23 protein-coding genes and 1 pseudogene are annotated in these 18974 nt (G+C 46.5%); 21 read left to right on the top strand and 3 right to left on the bottom strand.

Features of this window, described 5'->3' with window-relative positions:
* Window positions 1-70 precede the first annotated feature (70 nt).
* The 20 genes and pseudogenes from ACLWNV_RS00640 to ACLWNV_RS00545 all read left to right on the top strand — a co-directional run bounded on the left by ACLWNV_RS00640 (window position 71) and on the right by ACLWNV_RS00545 (window position 15360).
* Complete coding sequence (locus ACLWNV_RS00640) at window positions 71-850, top strand: tetratricopeptide repeat protein (protein ID WP_413585963.1); 780 nt, start codon at window positions 71-73, stop codon at window positions 848-850.
* Between the two features lie 67 nt (window positions 851-917).
* Window positions 918-1658 carry an outer membrane protein assembly factor BamD gene (locus tag ACLWNV_RS00635; protein ID WP_413585962.1) on the top strand — a complete coding sequence of 247 codons (741 nt, stop codon included), beginning with the start codon at window positions 918-920 and terminating at the stop codon, window positions 1656-1658.
* Window positions 1655-2380 carry a tetratricopeptide repeat protein gene (locus ACLWNV_RS00630; protein ID WP_413585961.1) on the top strand — a complete coding sequence of 242 codons (726 nt, stop codon included), beginning with the start codon at window positions 1655-1657 and terminating at the stop codon, window positions 2378-2380. Before ACLWNV_RS00635 ends, ACLWNV_RS00630 begins: the two co-directional genes overlap by 4 nt.
* Window positions 2381-2394: 14 nt before the next feature.
* Window positions 2395-2913, top strand: a complete 519-nt coding sequence (gene hpt / locus ACLWNV_RS00625) for a hypoxanthine phosphoribosyltransferase (RefSeq protein WP_413585960.1) — start codon at window positions 2395-2397, stop codon at window positions 2911-2913.
* Between the two features lie 184 nt (window positions 2914-3097).
* Window positions 3098-3643 (top strand): annotated as a pseudogene (locus tag ACLWNV_RS00620) (MCP four helix bundle domain-containing protein); the annotation flags it as partial.
* Entirely contained in the window at window positions 3641-4618 is a 978-nt protein-coding gene (locus ACLWNV_RS00615; protein ID WP_413587656.1) for a methyl-accepting chemotaxis protein, read from the top strand. The pseudogene ACLWNV_RS00620 and the gene ACLWNV_RS00615, both read left to right, overlap by 3 nt.
* A gap of 16 nt (window positions 4619-4634) precedes the next feature.
* Window positions 4635-4943 (top strand): hypothetical protein, encoded by a 309-nt coding sequence (locus ACLWNV_RS00610; protein WP_413585959.1) that lies wholly within the window; start codon window positions 4635-4637, stop codon window positions 4941-4943.
* A 144-nt stretch (window positions 4944-5087) separates the two neighbouring features.
* Window positions 5088-5276: a Flp1 family type IVb pilin gene (locus ACLWNV_RS00605; protein WP_340598297.1), complete on the top strand. Its 189-nt coding sequence runs from the start codon at window positions 5088-5090 to the stop codon at window positions 5274-5276.
* Window positions 5277-5302: 26 nt separating this feature from the next.
* Entirely contained in the window at window positions 5303-5491 is a 189-nt protein-coding gene (locus ACLWNV_RS00600) for a hypothetical protein (RefSeq protein WP_413576528.1), read from the top strand.
* Window positions 5488-5745: a hypothetical protein gene (locus tag ACLWNV_RS00595; protein WP_413585958.1), complete on the top strand. Its 258-nt coding sequence runs from the start codon at window positions 5488-5490 to the stop codon at window positions 5743-5745. Before ACLWNV_RS00600 ends, ACLWNV_RS00595 begins: the two co-directional genes overlap by 4 nt.
* Before the next feature lie 13 nt (window positions 5746-5758).
* On the top strand, window positions 5759-6400 hold the full coding sequence (locus ACLWNV_RS00590) for a hypothetical protein (protein ID WP_413585957.1): 642 nt from the start codon (window positions 5759-5761) through the stop codon (window positions 6398-6400).
* The gene (locus ACLWNV_RS00585; RefSeq protein ID WP_413585956.1) at window positions 6394-6900 is read left to right on the top strand and encodes a hypothetical protein; all 507 of its coding nucleotides are present in this window, start codon (window positions 6394-6396) and stop codon (window positions 6898-6900) included. The genes ACLWNV_RS00590 and ACLWNV_RS00585 overlap by 7 nt, the downstream gene beginning before the upstream one ends.
* 9 nt (window positions 6901-6909) lie before the next feature.
* Complete coding sequence (gene cpaB / locus ACLWNV_RS00580) at window positions 6910-7830, top strand: Flp pilus assembly protein CpaB (RefSeq protein WP_413585955.1); 921 nt, start codon at window positions 6910-6912, stop codon at window positions 7828-7830.
* Window positions 7831-7872: 42 nt separating this feature from the next.
* The gene (locus ACLWNV_RS00575) at window positions 7873-9396 is read left to right on the top strand and encodes a BON domain-containing protein (protein WP_413585954.1); all 1524 of its coding nucleotides are present in this window, start codon (window positions 7873-7875) and stop codon (window positions 9394-9396) included.
* A gap of 53 nt (window positions 9397-9449) precedes the next feature.
* Window positions 9450-11672 (top strand): ATPase, T2SS/T4P/T4SS family, encoded by a 2223-nt coding sequence (locus tag ACLWNV_RS00570; RefSeq protein WP_413585953.1) that lies wholly within the window; start codon window positions 9450-9452, stop codon window positions 11670-11672.
* Between the two features lie 3 nt (window positions 11673-11675).
* Window positions 11676-12551 carry a type II secretion system F family protein gene (locus ACLWNV_RS00565; protein WP_413585952.1) on the top strand — a complete coding sequence of 292 codons (876 nt, stop codon included), beginning with the start codon at window positions 11676-11678 and terminating at the stop codon, window positions 12549-12551.
* 30 nt (window positions 12552-12581) lie between these two features.
* Entirely contained in the window at window positions 12582-14234 is a 1653-nt protein-coding gene (locus ACLWNV_RS00560) for a DUF6531 domain-containing protein (protein WP_413585951.1), read from the top strand.
* A gap of 12 nt (window positions 14235-14246) precedes the next feature.
* On the top strand, window positions 14247-14537 hold the full coding sequence (locus ACLWNV_RS00555) for a hypothetical protein (RefSeq protein ID WP_413585950.1): 291 nt from the start codon (window positions 14247-14249) through the stop codon (window positions 14535-14537).
* Between the two features lie 194 nt (window positions 14538-14731).
* Complete coding sequence (locus ACLWNV_RS00550; protein ID WP_413585949.1) at window positions 14732-14926, top strand: hypothetical protein; 195 nt, start codon at window positions 14732-14734, stop codon at window positions 14924-14926.
* A gap of 254 nt (window positions 14927-15180) precedes the next feature.
* Window positions 15181-15360 carry a hypothetical protein gene (locus ACLWNV_RS00545; protein WP_413585948.1) on the top strand — a complete coding sequence of 60 codons (180 nt, stop codon included), beginning with the start codon at window positions 15181-15183 and terminating at the stop codon, window positions 15358-15360.
* Between the two features lies 1 nt (window position 15361).
* On the opposite strand, the gene ACLWNV_RS00540 is transcribed toward ACLWNV_RS00545, so the two are convergent.
* From ACLWNV_RS00540 to ACLWNV_RS00530, 3 genes are read right to left on the bottom strand one after another with little or no spacing between them, the layout of a single operon-like run.
* Entirely contained in the window at window positions 15362-15622 is a 261-nt protein-coding gene (locus ACLWNV_RS00540; protein WP_413585947.1) for a hypothetical protein, read from the bottom strand.
* Entirely contained in the window at window positions 15609-16001 is a 393-nt protein-coding gene (locus tag ACLWNV_RS00535; RefSeq protein WP_413585946.1) for a response regulator, read from the bottom strand. The genes ACLWNV_RS00540 and ACLWNV_RS00535 overlap by 14 nt, the downstream gene beginning before the upstream one ends.
* Window positions 16002-16043: 42 nt before the next feature.
* Window positions 16044-17225, bottom strand: coding sequence for a hypothetical protein (locus tag ACLWNV_RS00530; RefSeq protein ID WP_413585945.1), 1182 nt, complete (start codon window positions 17223-17225; stop codon window positions 16044-16046).
* A gap of 77 nt (window positions 17226-17302) precedes the next feature.
* On the opposite strand from ACLWNV_RS00530, the gene ACLWNV_RS00525 reads away from it, so the two are divergent.
* Window positions 17303-18871, top strand: a complete 1569-nt coding sequence (locus ACLWNV_RS00525; protein ID WP_413585944.1) for a hypothetical protein — start codon at window positions 17303-17305, stop codon at window positions 18869-18871.
* The last annotated feature ends 103 nt before the right edge of the window (window positions 18872-18974 follow it).

The raw sequence follows: 18974 nt of genomic DNA, 5'->3' as shown, positions 1-18974 counted from the left end.
ATTTGAAATGCCCGTCCAGTTTACTCTTCGCTCTGGACTAAGACAAGACACCCAGCTAAACTTCGAGACTATGACAACGCGATTCATTGTGTTCTTTTTTACTCTTATTTTGCCCACCTTGGCTTGGACTCAAAGCGCTGACTTCGCTGCTTTGTTTAATCAGGGAACTCAGCACTACACGGCAAAAGAGTACGAAAAATCACGTGACGCGTTCGCCAAAGCTCTCGAGCTTGATCCCCATAACGCAACTACACTCACAAACTTGGCTTTAGCCCAGTTTCAATTGGGTAAAAAGCCGTTGGCAGTGGGCCTTTTCCGTAAAGCACTCACAAATGATCCCGATCTAACGCAAGCTCGAGCTGGACTAAAGTTTGCTTTGGGACAAATGGAAGTAAAAGACATCCCTCATCAAATCGAAACCTATGAAACCGTTCGCAAAAAGTTACTGGAACCGGTTTCGCAAATTGCTTATCTGATCATGACAGCCTTGTTTTTATTTGCAGCTGGCTGGATTTGGATTGGCTTCATGGGTCAACGTCGTCGCGCCATCGCTGAAGAAACTGCTCTGCCAGGATTTCCGGTTATTGGAAGCTTGTTGGCATTGGGATTCTTGGTATCCATCACACTTTTGGGACTAAAAATTTACGATCAGTCGATTGTTCGCGCGACGGTTATTGAAGACAAAGTCTCTTTACAAGCTGCCCCAGGTGAAAACCAAGCTGCACTTCTGGAAGTGTTTGGTGGCATGGAAGTTATCGTACAAAACGAAAATGCAGAATGGTCGCAAGTGACTTTTCCAGGATCCATCACGGGTTGGGTTAAAAAATCTGCCATACTTCGCACCAATTGACTCTGATAGCAGTGCGCCATAAGCCCCTTCATTGACAGTAGGTTCTGGACCAAAATATGATATCGGCATGCTAAAAACGCTCCGAGTCATGACACTTATTTGCGCAGCAGGATTATTGATGTCCGGTTGCTCCTCAATGGAAAGAAACTCCGACACTCCCGAGGGTGCATTCGCTATTGCCGAAGAGTTCGATAAAAGCGAGCGCTACGAGGAAGCCATTCGTCGCTACACGGAAGTGAAAAACAAGTTCCCGTACAGTAACTTCGCAACCAAAGCCGAACTGGCTGTTGCCGATGTTTACTACAAACAGGAATCCTACGCTGAAGCTCAAGTGGCGTACCAAATGTTTAAGGAGCTTCATCCCACTGTTCCGAACTCTGATTACGTGCAATTCCGTTTGGGCATGAGCTATTACAATCAGTTGCCTTCAACGATCGATCGCGACTTATCTCTGGCAAACGATACCATCCTCAATCTTAGTGATTTGATTAGGAAATATCCAAACTCGGAGTACGTAAAAGAAGCCTCTGAGAAACGCTCTGCCACGATCAAAATGCTGGCTGAAAAAGAAGACTACATTGGTAACTTCTATTTCATCCGCGAGATTTACGGCAGTGCTTTGAAACGCTACGAGGGTTTGTATTCAAACTACAAAAACCTGGGGCTTGATGCCCGCGCACTTTCCCGCATTGTGATTTCAGCTAGAAAAATCGGTGATGATTCCAAAGCCAACAAGTACATGGCGATTCTTGAAAAAGACTTCCCTGGCAGTTCTGAATTAAAACAGGCTGAAAAGGAGATGAAGTGATTCATTCTCTTCAAGACGACATGATTTCTGAAGCCCGTGGATATTTTATCAACGGGAATTACAAAATGGCCGAGCCGATTTTGAACCAAATGCTTCTGCAAAACACGCGCAATCCCGAGGTTTATCAGATGCTGGCGACGATCGCGTACGATAAAGGCCAGTTCAGCAAAGCTATCAAAACTTTCAAACGTGCTTTGGAAATTGACCCTACTTACACTGACGCCAGCGTGGGTTTGTCGATTATTCTGAATGATCTGGGCAAATACGATGAAGGCAAACAGGTTTTCCTGGATGCCCAGGCTCAGCTGGATAAAAAATCCGGCAAGCAGGATCCGTTTGTAGATGAAAAACTTGCCTCCAAGCACGAAGAGCTGGCGGATTTGTATTATCAGTACAAGCGCTACAATGAAGCTTTGGAGCAACTGTTGAAAGCACAAAAGCTTTCAAGCCGTAAAGCAGAGATCACTTTGCGTGTGGCTGAAGTTAACGTGCAGTTGAATCAAACTGATCGCGCCATTAAGGACCTTAAATCTTTAATCCGCGAATACCCGCACCTTATTCCAGCTCGCCTAAAGCTTGGGGCAATCTACTACAACTCGAACAATATTGCTGAAGCTACAGAACAGTGGGAGAATATCCTCATTCGGGATCCACAACATCCTGAAGCTCTTCGTTATCTGAAGATGGCGCAAGCAGCAGGCATTACATCAATTGATTTGTAGAATCAGAGGCGCAAATGGCACTACTTAAAGAACAAATGGTTCCTTTCCTAACTAAAGAAGAAATCGCGGAATTGGTTTCCGATCTGGCGAAACAAATCGAAAGCGATTACGAGGGGAAAGAAGTCATTTTCATCTGCCCTTTGCGTGGCTCCATGCACTTTACTGCAGATTTGATGAGACAGGTGGATCTGACTCAGCAAGTGGACTTCGTTTATGTTCAGGCGGTTGAGCGCGGTGGCGCGATTAAAATCGTAAAAGATATTTCTGTGAACATCGCCGGCAAACATGTGTTGATCGTTGAAGAGATCATCGACACAGGTCGCACACTGAGCTTCCTAAGAAGCCGTTTGTTTGCTTCTGCTCCGGCGTCTTTGAAAATCGTTGCATTGCTTGATAAGCCAGCTCGTCGCGAATTGCCTATCAAAGCAGACTATATCGGTAAAACTATTGATGATCGTTATGTAGTTGGATACGGAATGGATTCAGAGGAAGTTGGAAGAAACTATCCTGACATCTATACGATGAAAAACTAGTCAGTTTTTATTTACGAAACGACAACGTTAACTACGAAAAAGATAACGCAACAAAACACGTACAAAATAACCATCTGTTTTTGCATGACTGACCTCTAAAACTGAATTTAGGGGTCTTTAGGACCTTGGTCAACATATCCTCTATTAAATTTTACGGCCTTATGAGAACTGGACCTAAGTTCCGATGTTAAGATTCCGACAAAATGGTTCGGAGGACATAATGTCTAAGGTCTCTTTAAAAAGTCGCTTTCTGTTTATCACAGGGCTGCTGACTCTGATTTGTCTACTGACCAATGCGTTTTCTTTATACGAATTGAAAACGCAAAACACGGTCACTTCCGAGGTTGCTGAAACCTGGTTGCCCATCGTTGGCAAAACTGCAGATATCAATATCAATGTCGTCAATTATCGTAAGCTGGAGTTTAATCTGCTGGCCACCCAGAGCACCGATGAACGAAAGCTGATCGTCGATGAAATGGATTCCCTGATGGGGAATATCACTATTTATTCCAAGGTTCTGGATCCTCTTTTAACCACCGACGAACTTCGCAAAAACTATGACTCGTTCCTGACCAACTGGGAAAGCTATCAGGCCGAGAGCGAAAAATTCAAAGAAGCCTGTGAAAAAGAAGACGCCACTTTGGCCGAAAAAATCCTGCAGGATAGCTCGGCGAAATATTATGACGAGTCCTACAAATCCCTGAAAGCCCTTACTGACGCCAGTTACATGCTGGGCGTGGATAAAGCAGAAGCCGCTGCGAAGCTTTTTAAATTCACGTTCTTTTCAATCATCGGCGTGACGTTGTTCTTTGTTTTGATTGGTCTGCTGACCAGCATCTTGAATATTCGCAGCGTACAAAAGTCCCTGCGTTCTGTGGCTGAGGGCCTGGATTCAAGTTCTCACGTCGTGGAAAATCGCACCGAAGGACTGGTAAAATCCAGTGAAACGATTTCCAGTAACACCACCAGCACTGCCGCTTCCCTGGAGGAAATTGTGGCGACGATGGAGGATCTTAGTCAGACAGTGCGAAAGAATTCCGAAAGCTCCACAGAAGCCGCAAAAATATCCAAAGAAGGACAGGATGCTGTTTCATTCGGACAAAGCAAAATTCATTCTTTGATAATGGTGATGTCTGAAATCTCTGCAAACTCCAAAAAGATCACCGAGATTTTGGACATGATCGATGACATTGCCTTTCAAACAAATCTTCTGGCACTCAATGCGGCAGTTGAAGCCGCCCGTGCGGGAGAACAGGGAAAGGGTTTTGCCGTCGTCGCAGATGCGGTACGTGCATTAGCACAAAAAAGCTCTGATGCTGCCAAAGAAATTTCCGGATTAATTACTGAAGCAAACTCTAAAAGCCAGGCGGGTGTTGCCTTGGCGGCTGACAGTGAAAAATCCTTGAAAGCCATTGTTGATAACACAAATCACGTGTTCCAATTAATTCAGGAAGTCGCACAAGGGTCGCAGGAACAAACTCACAGCATCGACCAGGTTAAACAAGCCCTGACTTCCATCGACGAAAGCTTACAGGGAGTGGCCGCTTCCATGGGTAATGTCACCAGTGCTTCGGAAGACATGCAGACTCAGGCTAATGAATTAGGATCGATGATGACCCAATTGCATGTTCTGGTGGGTGAGAAGAATAAAAGCAAAGAAGAATCAAAAAAACCCGCAGAGGACACAGAATCCCCGGCGGCTTAAACAGGAGACCACAAGAATGAAGACAGCATTAATGATGACCCTTGCATCTTTGATGATTGCTCAGACCGCAATCGCAGGTGAATGCACTATTACGGTGGACCGCACACCTTGCGCCGGTAAAGAAGTCGAGGCTAGGAAACCTTACAACGGAAAAAACCCGACTGAAGAGGCAAAAAAACTGGATACTGCAGAAGCTTGCGAAAAATGGGCTGAGAAAAGCTCCAAGATTGTTCGCAAAGGCACTTTAGCAGAAAAAAAGGTGACGCTTAAGTTTGATGGCAAAGATTTAGGCAAGACTTTCTCGGATAAGGCCGAGTGTAAATAATTTGTACGACAGTTCTCGTTAAAACGGGGGGTCCAGCCCTCCCGTTGATCCCATTCTGAGACACTACTAAATCCACAATCTGTAGTGAATTCCCTTAAGACAATCCCCAAATGAGCCGATACGAAACCATAAGGGGGAACATCAATGCAAAAGTTTAAGAACTTTTCCAAGAATCTTTTAAAGAACAAACAAGGTCAGGGTGCGACAGAGTACATCCTCTTGCTAGTGGTTGTTGTTGGTTTGGTAATGATCTTCAAGAAAGACATCCAATCCACAGTGACTGACAAGATTTCAGAACTACGCGGATCTATTGGTGGAATCACTTCCGAATAGTCTCGCTTAGCTAGTACGGAGATCGCATGACGATTGAGTATGTCCTGCTGATGATTGCAATTTTAGGAATCGGGCTGAAAGCATTTATTTCAGCTCCGTCCGAGGCGTTTCGTGGATCTGGTCCACGATTGGCTGCCCGCGTGGAAAAGCAATTGGACACAGGACAAGGCTTCAAGCCGAAAGGCGCTCGTCTGGAATGGAGTGCGATCAAATGAAAAAGTCATTCGTTGCGAACCGCAAAGGCCAGTTAGTCATCGAAGCCGTTTTGTTAATGGTGGTGATGGTTGGTATTTTTGTGGCCAGCATGAATGCACTTCGCGGATCGAACTTTTTAGCGAACTTGATTACAGGTCCCTGGGATCGTGTTGCCGGTATGATGGAAAGTGGTGTTTGGAGCCCTGCCAAGGACGCTCGTCAAAAACATCCTAACCAAAGAAACCGCGGCATTTCCATTGACCCGAACAGATAGATTTGAGGAGACAATGAGAACAATCTCGAGTCCTCACATGATCATTAATAATTCACAGGGCATGATCTCTGTGGATTTTATATTTTCTTTGATCCTGTGTGCGGGACTGTGCATGGTTATGTTCGCATTGACCTTTACTCTTTCCATGGCAGAAATTGCCCAATACATCACCTTCTCCACGTCCCGTGCCTATGTGGCTGGCCATATTGATCCAGACAAACAAAATGAGATGGGTCAGAACAAATTCAAAAGCCTGATGAGCAATGGCACCTTGAGCCCGCTGTTTACAACTTCAGACGCTGGCTGGTTTAAACTTTCCAATCTTGAACTTCGTGGCGGCGGCGCCAGTGGCCAGGATTTTTCCAAAGACTACCCTTATGAAGACGGCCGTATCCCGCAAACCGGGGCTCGCCTGACTTTCAGTGCCCGTGTGTTGGCACTAAGAATCGCCTTCCTGGGTCGCACCACAAAAGATGGTGAGGCACCTCAGGCGAAACTGACTGCTTTCCTGATTCGTGAACCGACTCAGCAGGAATGCTGGGAACTGCAGGTTAAGAAACGCTATGAAGCGATCGTGAATCTGGATTCACGATTCGGCGTTCTGGCTGACCGGTACCGGGATAAATACAAACCGATGGAGGATAACGGATGTTGAAGTCCAAAAAAAGCCTCCTGAACAATGAAAAAGGCTCTGCGATGATCGAGGTAATCCCGGTCATCTTTGTCATTGTTACGTTCATCACTTTCTCGCTGGGATTCTTTGGCGCCATTCACTCGGGCATTCTGAATTCCATCGCGGCAAGAAACTATGCGTTTGAAACTTTCAGACATCGTTCAAACCTGACGTACTTCCGCAATACGGGAAATATGGAAAATGCACAACTAAGCTATGCAGCAATGAATATGCGCCTGCATGGAATCAACTCTGAAGACTCCCCTAAAGATGATACTCCGGATTGGTTTGCAACAACCCGTCCGATCAATATCAACTTACTGGCAAGTCAGAAGGAAGTTGAAAGCTCGGGCTCCAGAAGCGAGCACAATCAGCAGGTGCCTTTTATTAAAGACGAAGAACGAAACGAACGAGTCGGCGTGAACCCCATTTGGATCAAATCCCAATACGGAATTTGTCTGAATGCAGCTTGTGGAACTTAGGAGAAGACAATGGGATCAAACGAAACTAGAAATTTATGGCTTTCAATTGGCGCAGGAATCTTCGCCACATTCCTGTTGTATTCCTATTCCCAGGAAAAGAAAGCTGAATACGACAAGCGTTTCGGTTCCACAAAACGTGTGGTGGTCGCCAAAGAAGATATCGCAGAAATGCAGACGATCTATGACACTATGGTTGAAACGAAAGATATGCCGGCAGACTTTATTCAGCCGGACACTGTGACCGTGCCAGATGAAATTATCGGTAACGTGGCAGCAGTGCCTATCCGTAAAGGTCAGATGGTTGTAAAAAACAATCTTTTAACTCCGGGCCCGGATACTGGTATCGCTTTGCAAGTGGCGCCAAGCAAACGCGCAGTAGCCCTGCCAGTTGATGAAATCCGTGGTGTTGCAAAACTGATCCGTCCTGGCGATCGCATTGATATTTACAGTGCGGTGGATTCAGGAAAAGGTGTGGCGCAACGTCGTGAAGTGTTCCTGCTAATGAGCGACGTGCCGGTGTTAGCAACAGGTTTAAGTGTTGTTAACAACATCCCGCGTATGTTTGAGCTGGATTCTTCCGGTAAGAATCTGAATCAGATCGCACTTACGGGCGACACCAAGTATGCGACTATCACGGTTGAAGCCAGCCCGAAAGAAGCGCAGGACTTGTTTTATATTCTTTCCACAGCACCGGGTAACTTGTTTTTCGCTTTAAGAAATCCAAGCGACCGCACCATCCCTGTTCGCGCGCCAAGCTCGACAGCGGATTCGGTCCTGGGAAAACCAATGGTATCCCTGGATGCACCACCGGCTATGCCTGTGGCACCTCCAGTGGTGATGCCGCAACAACGAATGATGCAACAACCAATGCAGCAACGAGCACCACAACCAGCGACTCAACCACGCAGGAATGGATTTAAGACTCTGTAGTATTGAGACTGTTTTAGGGGAATTGTAATTTAGGGGGAAACCATGAAACATATGCTGCTTACACTGGGGCTTTCGTTAAGTCTTTGTGGAATTGTCGCGCATGCGGAAGATGATCTTTCAGCCACGCCGTCAACATCCAGCGAAGACAGCAGTGGTGCGTTTCGTTCGCGCAAGTTCGTCAATTTGACTTTGGGAATCGAGCAGGATGAAAAACTTCCGCCTCTTCCTGATGATGTCGAATTCAAAGGTGACTTCCGCCGCGTAGTGACTGCGAACTATTCAAAAGATCTTAACGTCATCCGCTTTATCCCCCGCACAGAGGGTTTTGCGACAATGACGATTCACGACAAGCGCAACGGCAAAGTTGTGGCTGAGTATCGTATTGACGTTAAGAAAAGCAAGCTGGATAAAATCGTCCGCGAGATGCGCTCTTTATTGGGTGACATCGAAGGTATCAATATCAAGATTGTGAATGACAGAGTTGTAGTTGACGGTCAGATCCTTCTCCCTAAGGATATGGCTCGTATCTATAACGTCGTTTCCCAATTCGGAAACCAGGCTTCTTCAATTGTGACCCTAAGCCCCCTGGCACAAAAGAAGATCGCTGAATTCATCGCCCGCGACATCAACAATCCTGAGATCGAAGTCCGCGCAGTGAATGACAAAATTATTCTGCAAGGCTGGGCAAATAGTCAGGAAGAATCTGCTCGCGCAGAGATCATTGCTAAAACTTATCTTCCGGACCGCATTGTGGATGCCGCTGTGGAAAAAGGTGTTATCGTCAGCCGTAAGCCGGCCAACGACGGTATTATCAATCTTATCCAAATTAAGGAGTCCGCTCCAAAGCCACCTCCAAAGATGATCCAACTGGTAGTTCACTACGTGGAATTGCAAAAAGACTATTCCAAGAACTTTAAATTCCAGTTTACGCCAGAGCTGGGTGACAACTCGCAAATGACTTTCCAAACCGGTGGTTCAGCTGCGGGCGGTATCGTGAGCTCTATTACAGGTACGGTTTCAAACTTATTGCCTAAACTGAACTGGGCTAAACAACATGGTCAGGCACGCGTACTTGAAAGTACAAGCTTGATCGTTGAAGACGGCAAGAAAGGTGAAATCAAACAGATCACCAATCAACCGTACACAGTACTTGGCCAAAACGGCACAACAGGTACTGCCTTTGCTGAAGTTGGTATTGTAACGACTATTACTCCGGTGCTGATGGGTGAAAAATCCGGAAGCGTGCGTATGGATATGGCGTTTAAGGTATCCAGCATGATCGGCAGTACTCCTGCGGGTGCGCCAATAACCAGTGCCAACGAGATGACAAGCTCCGTGGTAGTGCGTGACCGTCAAAGTGCTGCTGTGGGTGGTTTGATCCGTAACTCTTCTTCCACTGGTTACAATCGTCCAGCTGGACAGAAGAATCCGATCATCAGCTTGTATGCATCCAAAGAGTTCATGAAACAACAAAGTCAGTTTGTGGTTTTCGTGACCCCGGTAGTGAAGACATCGGCAAGTGCCGGATCTGAACAAATTAAGAAAAAGTTCCGTTTGCGCGACTAATGTCGCGTATACGGATTGATCATCGAAGCCGATAAGTTAAGCGGAGGTCCGCATTGGCTATCAATCCGAATTGTAATCTCATCGCTGTTGTTGGTGGTAAAGGGGGCGTGGGTAAGAGCGTCTTCGCCGCTAACTTTGCCTGTGCCTTGATGACCGAGCTTCGTACTCAGGTTTTACTTGTCGACGCGGATTCAAAATCCGTCGGCGATCAAAACGTGATTATGGGTCTTAAGCCTGTAAAAACTCTGAAAGAACTTTCCACTTTCCAAGGCTCCTTAAACTCCCAGCCAATGAACACTCTGGTAACTATGCATGCTTCAGGTTTGGGGTATGTGGGTGCTGTGCGTGGGCCCGAAGAATCTTTGAATATCTCTCCGGATCTTCTGGGTAAGCTTATGGAGTTCTTCTCCCGTGCATTTAAATTTGTTGTGGTTGACGTTGGCAATGACCTGGGTCCCGCACAAATGGCGGTTCTTCAGGAAGCTACAGCTATTATGATTGTGACCACTCCGGAAGTTCTGGTAGTGACACAGACGCAAAGACTGATTAACGAACTTCTTTCTGCAACTTTCCCGAAAGACATGTTCCAACTGGTGGTGAATAAAGCCTCCCCAACAGGATTGTCACCACAAGCGATTTCCAATCAGTTGCAGCTGCCGTTCCTGGGTATTATCCCTCAGGACGAAGCTACAACAATGATGGCTTTACAAAAGTATTCGCCATTCATTATCAGCTCACCAAAGTCTCCGCTGACTGCTTCATACTTCGATCTGTCACGTAAACTTACCGGTGGTGTTTTACAAAGACTTAAAACTCTGACCCGTCCAAAACCTGCCCCTGCAGCATCCGAAGGCTCCAATGCCCCGGCACTGGCTGGCAGCAATGGTATGGACCCGCGCACGATTTTAAAAATCCGCGTGCATAATGAACTTATCCGCACTGTCGATCTGAAGAAACTTCTGACCGACACCAAACAGGACGAGAACAAAGAAAAAGAAGTTCGCGAAAAAACCAAACGCGAAATCACCGTGATCGTTGATAAGGAAGCTCCGGAACTGGTGCGCGAAGAGCGCTCCAAAATTATCAAAGAGGTTCTGGAAGAAGCATTGGGCCTGGGTCCTTTGGAAGATCTGTTGGCAGATCCGGCAGTCACCGAGATCATGGTTAATGGATTTAAGAAAATCTTTGTCGAGAAAAGCGGTAAAGTTTCACTAAGCCCGGTGACTTTCACATCCAATGATCACCTTCGCCGTATTATCGAACGCATTGTCACTCCACTGGGTCGTCAAATCAACGATTCGACTCCGTATGTGGATGCCCGTCTTAAAGACGGCTCCCGTGTGAATGCCGTGATCGAGCCCTTATCTATCGACGGTCCTGCTTTAACGATTCGTAAATTTAAAAAAGGCGGTATCAACGCCGAGAAATACATGGAATACGGCAGTATCACCAAGAACATGATCGACTTCCTACGCTTATGCGTGGAGAACGGATTGAATGTGGTGATCTCGGGCGGTACCGGTTCGGGTAAAACATCTTTGCTGAACATGCTGTCTTCGTATATCCCGTCCAATGAACGCGTTATCACTGTCGAGGACGCGGCCGAGTTGCAATTGCAACAGGAACACGTAGTCCGTCTGGAAACACGTCCCGCTTCGATGGAAGGCACCAATGCCATCCACATTCGCGATTTGATTAAGAATGCCCTGCGTATGCGTCCTGACCGTATCATCGTCGGTGAGTGCCGTGACGGCGCTGCCCTGGATATGTTGCAGGCCATGAACACAGGTCATGACGGTTCAATGACTACCACGCATGCGAACAGCCCACGTGAGTGTGTCGCGCGTCTGGAAACTCTTTGTATGATGTCGGGAATGGAACTTCCTATTCGTGCGATCCGCGAGCAAATTGCTGGCGCGGTGAATTTGATTGTTCAGATCTCCCGTCTTTCAGATGGTAGCCGTAAAATTTTAAGTATTACTGAAGTTGCGGGCATGCAGGGTGACGTGGTGACTTTGGCGGAAATTTTCCGTTTCAAAGAAACTGGTTACGATAAAAACCGCAGAATCCAGGGAACTTTCCAGGCAACTGGTACGATCCCAAGCTTTATTCAAAAGTTGAGTGATAAGGGCGTGGTTATTCCGCGCGAGATCTTCAGCAACGAACCCGCCGCCGCCAAGGCTCCGGCGGGCACGCCCGCGGGGGGAGCAGCGCCGGGAGCGGGGTTGATGCCTAAGATGCCGGGTGGTGTTGTGCCACCTAAGAAGGTTGGATAGGTTATGAGCTTTTTGTTCAAGGAATGGATTATGATTCCCGTGTTTGGCATCTGTGTCTTCACAGTTGTCATTCTATGGGCTGATAAAGCCATTGCCTGGCTTCATAAGCGCAGCTTAGGTCAACGCTCAGAAGTCATTCGCATCATGCGCCTGATGGGCATGGATGCCGACGAAAAGAAAATCACAATTCTAATTTTACTGATGAGCTTCGGTATCGGAGCTTTGGTGTTCCTGCTGTTTTGGCCAAGTGTTCTTGTTGGTGCCTTCTTTGGCGCCTCTGTCACAGTCGCTGGCTGGCAGTTGCCATTACTGATCGTCCGTATGCTTTACGAAAAACGTTGTACAGCATTCGTGGATCAAATGGTTGACGGTATTACTATCATGGCCAACGGCATTAAAGCCGGCTCCAATCCCCAGGAGTCGATGAAGCGCGTGGTGGAAATCATGGGAAATCCCATCAGCCAGGAGTTTTCACAGGTTCTGTATCAAATGCAGGTCGGTGACAGCTTCGAGAGTGCTTTGAATGACTTGGGTAATCGCATTCCCCGTCCAGACGTCCAGATGTTTGTAACCTCCATCAATATTCTAAAAGAAACTGGTGGTAATCTGGCGGAAACATTCCAGACAATCGTCCTGGTAATCCGTGAACGTCAGAAAGTTGAAAAGAAAATTCAGGCGATGACGGCGCAAGGTCTCATGCAAGGGATCATCGTCACTCTGATTCCGTTTTTTCTAATGGGTGTTTTCCTAGTAATCGATCCTACGTTTATCAAGCCAATGTTCAATACCACCTTAGGTCTAGTGTTGCTCTTTGCCATGCTGGCCCTGCAAATTATCGGTGGTGTCATTATCAAAAAACTTGTTACCATCAAAGTGTAGTCCGTCAGTTTCAGGGAAGAGGTAGAAATAATGAAGAAGGCACTTATTGCAGTGGCCGTTCTTTTCTCGGCACAGGCGTATGCTCTTGTCGATATGAAGAATGCCAACTATTCCAATACGTGGATAGACATGGACGTACCAGGCACTGGTTACGATCTTAAAATTGTTAGAACCTATAACAGCCGCTCACTATTCAACGGAATGTTTGGCTTTGGTTGGTGTTCGGATTTCGAAACCAGCATGGAAGTTAATGCCGAAGGAAATATCAAGGTGAAAGAATGCGGTGGCGGTATGGAAGTTACCTTCTCCCCACGCGAAGTTTCCAGAGCCGATATCGATAACACGATCACTCAAATCGTCAACAAGATGAAAGCAGAAAAGAAAGTCGGCGTGACTGACTCTTATCTGGCTTCATTAAGAACTCAACTTGTTGAAGACGACAGCACTCGTACTGAGCTTGCCCGAAAGTACGGCGTTATCGTTCCAGTCAAAGAAGGCACGAAATTCTTTGCGAACGGTCGCGAGGTTGAAAACTTCACGTTCAACAAAACTTTCTATACACGTAATCTTCCGGATGGTTCAGCTCAACGCTTTAACCTTACCGGCGGCCTGACGCATATCTACGACAAGAATGGTAACTTCTTAAAGTTTGAATACGAAAAAAACCAGCTGACAAAAATCGAAGATAACAACGGTCGTCGCCTGGCATTTAAGTACTATCAAAACAAAAAAGTAAAATCCATCACAGGACCAAACGGTCTTAACGTGGACTATAAGTTTGCAAATCTTGATGACCTGGCTTCAGTTAAAAATGCGTGGAATAAAACTTACTCCTACGAGTACGATGATCTTCACAATCTGACGAAGGCAACATGGCCGGATAAAACTTTTATCGCTGTTAAGTACGATAAAAAGAATGACTGGGTTACTTCCTTCTCGAATCGTGACAAGTGTTTAGAGACTTATAAATACGAGTTCTCGCAAAACGATCCGGAGAACCACTATTGGTCTTCCGTTAAAAAGGTCTGCGGCAAAGACGTTGTTGCTGACGATAAATACGAATTCTGGCACAGACAGCGTCCAGACGGTCAGCACTACCTGCAACGTGTAATGACGACTATCAATGGCAACGTAACTGATATCAGCTATCACGAGGTTTTCGGAAAACCGACAGGTATCCGCAGAAACTCCGAGCGTATTTCTTACGAATACTATCCGGATGGTTTGGTTAAGGTAAAAGCAACTCCAGCAACACGTATGGCATTTGAGTATGATCCAAAAATCAAAAAGGTCACTCAGGTATCCACGACGTTCTTTAATCAAAAAGGACAGAAGGTTACCGCTAAGGCCACTCAGTTTAAGTACGATGGCAAAGGCAATCTGAACTATGCACAGAATTCAGATGGTCAGAAGATTTCTATGACCTATGATAATCGCGGTCGTATCGCTACAATCACCGATCAAGCCAAAAAAGTGGTTAAGATCGAATACGAAGATCGTTACGGCAAGCCGTCTATCGTGACTCGCCCGGGTTTGGGTACTATTCAGGTATCTTACAAACCAAATGGTGAAATCAATAAGGTAGACAGCAAAGAAGGTCCTTCAGTGGCAATGCAAGTAGCCAGCACATTTAATAACTTGCTCGACATTATCGCGCCTGCAACTGCAGAGCTATATCTCTAAGGAGATTTCGGTATGAAGAAGATCTTAATGTTAATGATTTTCGCCCTGGTCGGAATAGTAATGTCAGCAACTCCTATGGTGGCTCACGCTCAAACCACTACGAACCCAGGAACGGATCCGGCTGACAATATGGAAACCGGCAAATCCACTGATGCAAACGTCAGCGCCCCTGGTTGTACAAAGTGCCAAATGTATCAAAAGCAATTGCGCATGAAAGACGCGACAGCAGCTCAGCCACGCTCTGGTTCCTCTTCATCGGGTTCAAACTCTGGTGACGCTGCAACTCGAGGCGGAGCTCAATAAGCTAAGTGTTAACTTCCTGAACAAGGAAAGAGCAAAAAAAGGCTCTCTGCAAAGAGGGCCTTTTTTATTGTTCCAGGCGCCCCGTTAACCCCTTGAAAACACGTGATCTTTTTAGGCCGCCCGCACATCCATTCTGGCATAACCACTGCAATACTCCTGATTGAAGTTATATTTCACTTCAAAGGAGATTACCTATGAAAGCTCTAAAACTAGTGATCGCAATTGCTATTGCAGCAACAGCTTCCGTTTCATTTGCAGACACAGCATGCAATGGTCAGGCTCCAGTAAAGATGTTTGATAATACGGCTGTTAAGCGCGTAGCTGCTTCTAAAACAGTAGTACCTGCGACGAAAACTAAAGCAGTTAAAGGTATTAACGACCGCGGCTAATAAACTTAAAACCCGACATGCAGGTGAGTGCTCCCCCCGGTGCTCACTTTCATGTCCGGGATATGCTGCTCACACCTTTGCCAGCAGTGCGCGCAAAGTGGCGTAGCATTGTGGCATTGTCTCATTTTGAGATTTGATTTTTCTAAGTAATTGAAATCTGGTGACCGTATTCCCGGTCTGAAACACCTTCTTTGGCATGTCGGATGCAATAGACACTAATAACTGACTGGCAACTGACTCACAAAGGGGATCTTATGAAATTCGCAGCTCTTATCGCAATCGTAGTTTTCGCAATGTCTTCCACTTCTTTTGCAGCTACTTGCGGTGCGCGCAGCAAAAGCTCCCTTTTCAAAAAAACTGCTGCAACAACTTCAAATATCGCTGCAGCTAAGTCTGTTGTAAAAGTAGCTTACACTCAAAAAGCAGTTCAGTAATTTAGCGAACAGCCTTCTCGTGAGAGCCTTCCTGAAAGCCATCCACAGTACTTACCACGCCATCTTTAACATGCACTGTAAGATTCTTAAGGGCCATAGCGCCCCCCGCAGCCGCACTCTGCACATACTGAGATACCGTTGATCTTTGCAACCAACGAAACGCATAAGCCTCAATCGAAGCGCCGCCCACTTTTACCTGAGACAACACAATCAACAACATCGTAAATACCAATGTTTTTAAAACGAACTTAACCTCTTCCATGAGTTGACTCCCCCAGCTGCGGTAACAATTTTGAAACAACCTGTAATAAAGTTTCTTTAGTGAATGGCTTTGTGACGTAAGCGTCGAAACCCGCCTCGTGGGCTTTTTCGATCATTGCATCATTGTCGATTGTGGAGCATCCGATAATTTGAATATCCGGATGAGCTTCCTTGATAGCGCGCGCGGTTTCCAGGCCATTTCTTAATGGCATCACCATATCCAGAAAAACCAAATCGGGCAGTACAGAATCCACCAGGCGAATTCCATCATTTCCGTTTTCGGCTTCGCCGACACAAAGGTGCCCGGCAGTGCTCATGATATTTTTAATCAGCTCACGCAGGAATGCGGCATCATCGATGATTGTGAAACGTATCTTCATGGCTTCAGTATAGAAGCCATGCTGCCTTTTGATGAGTGGATTTTAGTTGCCCCAACGATAGCCTAGGGAAAACATGTAGGCTGAGTTTGTCACACTGACGTTCTTGGGAGTTGTTCCTGTACTTGGGTCTGGCTGGGAAGCCAGGCCGTCGAACATATTCTTTTCCACGGAAGCTTCCAAGCCCCAAAGGATTTGGCTTGAACGTGACAAGCGCCACTCGCCACCCAACTCTAATGCTAAACGGGAATTGTCACCGACAGAGCCCGATTTGATGTCAGAGTCATTAGCCTGTTCCGTATGCTGTAAGCGCGGGAAGAAACTTCCGCCGTACACCCAAGCGTACTCAACCGAAGAAGGAACACGCACTTTCATACCTAAACCAAGACCGGATGTGCTGATACCCACGCGGTTTGCAGCATCCGTTGGCGGTTTCATTTTGCTGTCAGTGTAAAGAAACGCGAACTCCAGGGAATTTGCTTTGCGTGAAGTCCCGAAATATTTACGGAAGTTTAAACCCAAATCAAATTGCTCATACTTAACTGCAACGCGGGATCCATCAGCATCCATCGCATCAATATCTGAACCCAAAGAGAAAACAAACTTTCCACTGACACCAATCAAAGGAGTCAGCCATACATTCGCTTTAAAACGAAGCGCATTGTAGAAACTTTGATAGTCACGGAAAGAGTAGTTCGACTGGGAGTCGTTATAGACGGCCATTGGGGAAATTTCGACTTCCAATCTATTATTGCGAATATCATCCGGATGAACTGCTTCCGCATAATAATCATAAATCTTGTCAGCCTTATTCGTGAATAGTGCTTCAGCCTGAGCCGCGATACTGGGTTCTGACGTCGCAACAGCAGGCTCCGGAGAGGGTGCTGGCGTTGCCGTAGATACCGGCGTGACCTTTACAGCCGTTGGTGCAGGCATAGCTGCCGGAGCTGCAACCACGGGGGAAGGCGCCACTGCCGGAGCTGGTGTGGCAGCTGCAGTTGGTGCCGGTGAAACTGTCTCGACAGCGACTGCCGTCTTATCTTCCTTCAACGTCACTGAAACTTCCGGGACCGCTTGTGCGGGATTACGGTTAAGCTTGGTCGGGGTCGAACTTTTTCGAACCTCGTAGCGTCCAGTTGAAAAACCCTCCAGACTAGACTGTGCATAGGATGTTGAGCCAACGAAAGAGACCGACATCATCAAAGTAAAAAGAGAATGCATTTTCATAAAAATTATTTCGGCAACGGTCCGAATTACTTGACCCAAAATTGACGACTTTTCATTCGACGTGCAGAATTAAAATTATGAAAATAAAGTTTCTAATCAGCTTCGTTGTATTCGCAATAACTGTTCAGACCTTTGCCCAGAATGCCTATGTCAGTCCAGTCGACCAAGATCTCGCGATTAAGTCGATCGTGCTGGTGCCAACAACAGACAACATCGGGGGAATTTATTCCCGCCCCGTCGAAGAACAGCTTCGTCAACAGTTGAACGAAGACAAGCAGTGGTCTTTGGTGAACTTCCCAAAGAATCTGGAAATCAAATCCGAACTGCTTGATGAGTCGCCAGCACAAGTGCAAAAACTTTTGCAGGCTGCAAAATCCAACGCCGCTTTGACGACAAAAATTATTCGCGGACCTCGCGGGATTTCCATCACGATGACTTTGTTCGTGGGTCGCGAGGGTTACCCATTGTTGCAGGAAACTTTGGTGGACTATAAGGGTTTCGACACTGCGGATATTAAAACGCAGGCTTCGATTCTTTTGAATAACATCAAAAACCGCATGCCCTTTCGCGCAGAAATCCTAAGTCGTCGCGGACAACAAGTAACCTTGAACCTGGGCAGCAACTATGGATTAAAAACCGATAGCCGCGTATCTGTAGTTCAGATCATTAAAATCAACCGTCATCCAAAATTGAACTTCATGGTCAGCACTGAAAAAGAAGTCCTGGGCCGCGTGAAGCTTTTCAAAGTCGAGCCTTATCTAAGCTTTGGTTACATCGAGCTTGAAAAAGATGCAGGCGTAATCGCAGTTGGCTCCAAAGTCATGCCGGATGAATTCGTAAAATACTCGACACCAGTGACTACTCCGTCCGGGAAAATCCTGACAGACATCACAACCCGTCCTGATAAGGACGTGGCTTTTGGTGATGACCCGAAAGAATGGGCTCCAGAACCGCCGCCACAGTACGGAAAAGTTGAAGTATTGGCAGGATTCTCGTCCTATTCTCAAAACGTAAAGCTTACAACACCATCGGCCCAGTCCATTTCCGGCAACGCCAACCTTGCGCCGAATCTTCTAATCCGTGGCGAGCTTTGGCTGAATCCAGAATGGTTCATTGGCGCCTCCCTTCGTCAGGCTGTGTTTTCGATTGATAACAGTCTTTCCGGCTCTTCTCCGGGCTCCCTGAATGAATCGATGTCACAGTATTCGGTGACGGGTGGTTACAACTTCCTGTTAAGCAATGACTTCTTCGGACCAAAGATTCAGTTAAGCGCCGGTTACCAGGATACGAATTTCAAAATTGATGACAGCACTCCCGTCGCATTCACTTCTAACAAGTATGGCGGATTGTTGATCAGCCTGGGTGGCTCATTCCCACTGGGTCCCGAAATCCCAATGGAGTTGGGTGGTAAGTTTGATCTGTTCATGAATCCGACGATGAGTGAATCACCAAACTCCGGCTCCGGCACCAGCAGCACGATCAATAGCTTTAGCTTCTTCGGTACTTATCGTTTAAAGCAAAAGTTTGCGATCAAGGGTGAATTGCTTTTTGAAAATTTCAGTTCTGATTACAAGGCATCTGCGGATCGCAGTACTGTCAGTCACAAGATGACAACATTTTTAGGCGGCATCGAATACCTATTCTAGGTGCCAGGTCCTAATCCTTAGCTTTGCGCATAAAAAAAGCCTGAGTTTTGTAACTCAGGCTTTTTTGTTTTTTGGAACAAGGATAAGTCCGCCGTAGCTTTAG

The sequence above is a fragment of the Bdellovibrio sp. HCB274 genome, from assembly GCF_047306075.1.
Classification (GTDB): domain Bacteria; phylum Bdellovibrionota; class Bdellovibrionia; order Bdellovibrionales; family Bdellovibrionaceae; genus Bdellovibrio.
The sequence above is the reverse complement of the archived record's forward strand: the minus strand, read 5'-3'. Positions and strand labels throughout refer to the sequence as shown.

What these genes read in the sequence shown, in the direction of transcription:
- ACLWNV_RS00565 (WP_413585952.1), top strand. Translation starts at nt 11,676, where the DNA reads ATGAGCTTTTTGTTCAAGGAATGGATTATGATTCCCGTGTTTGGCATC.
- cpaB (WP_413585955.1), top strand. Translation starts at nt 6,910, where the DNA reads ATGGGATCAAACGAAACTAGAAATTTATGGCTTTCAATTGGCGCAGGA.
- ACLWNV_RS00535 (WP_413585946.1), bottom strand. Translation starts at nt 16,001, where the DNA reads ATGAAGATACGTTTCACAATCATCGATGATGCCGCATTCCTGCGTGAG.
- ACLWNV_RS00600 (WP_413576528.1), top strand. Translation starts at nt 5,303, where the DNA reads ATGACGATTGAGTATGTCCTGCTGATGATTGCAATTTTAGGAATCGGG.
- ACLWNV_RS00545 (WP_413585948.1), top strand. Translation starts at nt 15,181, where the DNA reads ATGAAATTCGCAGCTCTTATCGCAATCGTAGTTTTCGCAATGTCTTCC.
- ACLWNV_RS00550 (WP_413585949.1), top strand. Translation starts at nt 14,732, where the DNA reads ATGAAAGCTCTAAAACTAGTGATCGCAATTGCTATTGCAGCAACAGCT.
- ACLWNV_RS00575 (WP_413585954.1), top strand. Translation starts at nt 7,873, where the DNA reads ATGAAACATATGCTGCTTACACTGGGGCTTTCGTTAAGTCTTTGTGGA.
- ACLWNV_RS00525 (WP_413585944.1), top strand. Translation starts at nt 17,303, where the DNA reads ATGAAAATAAAGTTTCTAATCAGCTTCGTTGTATTCGCAATAACTGTT.
- ACLWNV_RS00585 (WP_413585956.1), top strand. Translation starts at nt 6,394, where the DNA reads ATGTTGAAGTCCAAAAAAAGCCTCCTGAACAATGAAAAAGGCTCTGCG.
- ACLWNV_RS00540 (WP_413585947.1), bottom strand. Translation starts at nt 15,622, where the DNA reads ATGGAAGAGGTTAAGTTCGTTTTAAAAACATTGGTATTTACGATGTTG.
- ACLWNV_RS00635 (WP_413585962.1), top strand. Translation starts at nt 918, where the DNA reads ATGCTAAAAACGCTCCGAGTCATGACACTTATTTGCGCAGCAGGATTA.
- ACLWNV_RS00595 (WP_413585958.1), top strand. Translation starts at nt 5,488, where the DNA reads ATGAAAAAGTCATTCGTTGCGAACCGCAAAGGCCAGTTAGTCATCGAA.
- ACLWNV_RS00555 (WP_413585950.1), top strand. Translation starts at nt 14,247, where the DNA reads ATGAAGAAGATCTTAATGTTAATGATTTTCGCCCTGGTCGGAATAGTA.
- hpt (WP_413585960.1), top strand. Translation starts at nt 2,395, where the DNA reads ATGGCACTACTTAAAGAACAAATGGTTCCTTTCCTAACTAAAGAAGAA.
- ACLWNV_RS00530 (WP_413585945.1), bottom strand. Translation starts at nt 17,225, where the DNA reads ATGAAAATGCATTCTCTTTTTACTTTGATGATGTCGGTCTCTTTCGTT.
- ACLWNV_RS00590 (WP_413585957.1), top strand. Translation starts at nt 5,759, where the DNA reads ATGAGAACAATCTCGAGTCCTCACATGATCATTAATAATTCACAGGGC.
- ACLWNV_RS00640 (WP_413585963.1), top strand. Translation starts at nt 71, where the DNA reads ATGACAACGCGATTCATTGTGTTCTTTTTTACTCTTATTTTGCCCACC.
- ACLWNV_RS00615 (WP_413587656.1), top strand. Translation starts at nt 3,641, where the DNA reads ATGCTGGGCGTGGATAAAGCAGAAGCCGCTGCGAAGCTTTTTAAATTC.
- ACLWNV_RS00610 (WP_413585959.1), top strand. Translation starts at nt 4,635, where the DNA reads ATGAAGACAGCATTAATGATGACCCTTGCATCTTTGATGATTGCTCAG.
- ACLWNV_RS00560 (WP_413585951.1), top strand. Translation starts at nt 12,582, where the DNA reads ATGAAGAAGGCACTTATTGCAGTGGCCGTTCTTTTCTCGGCACAGGCG.
- ACLWNV_RS00605 (WP_340598297.1), top strand. Translation starts at nt 5,088, where the DNA reads ATGCAAAAGTTTAAGAACTTTTCCAAGAATCTTTTAAAGAACAAACAA.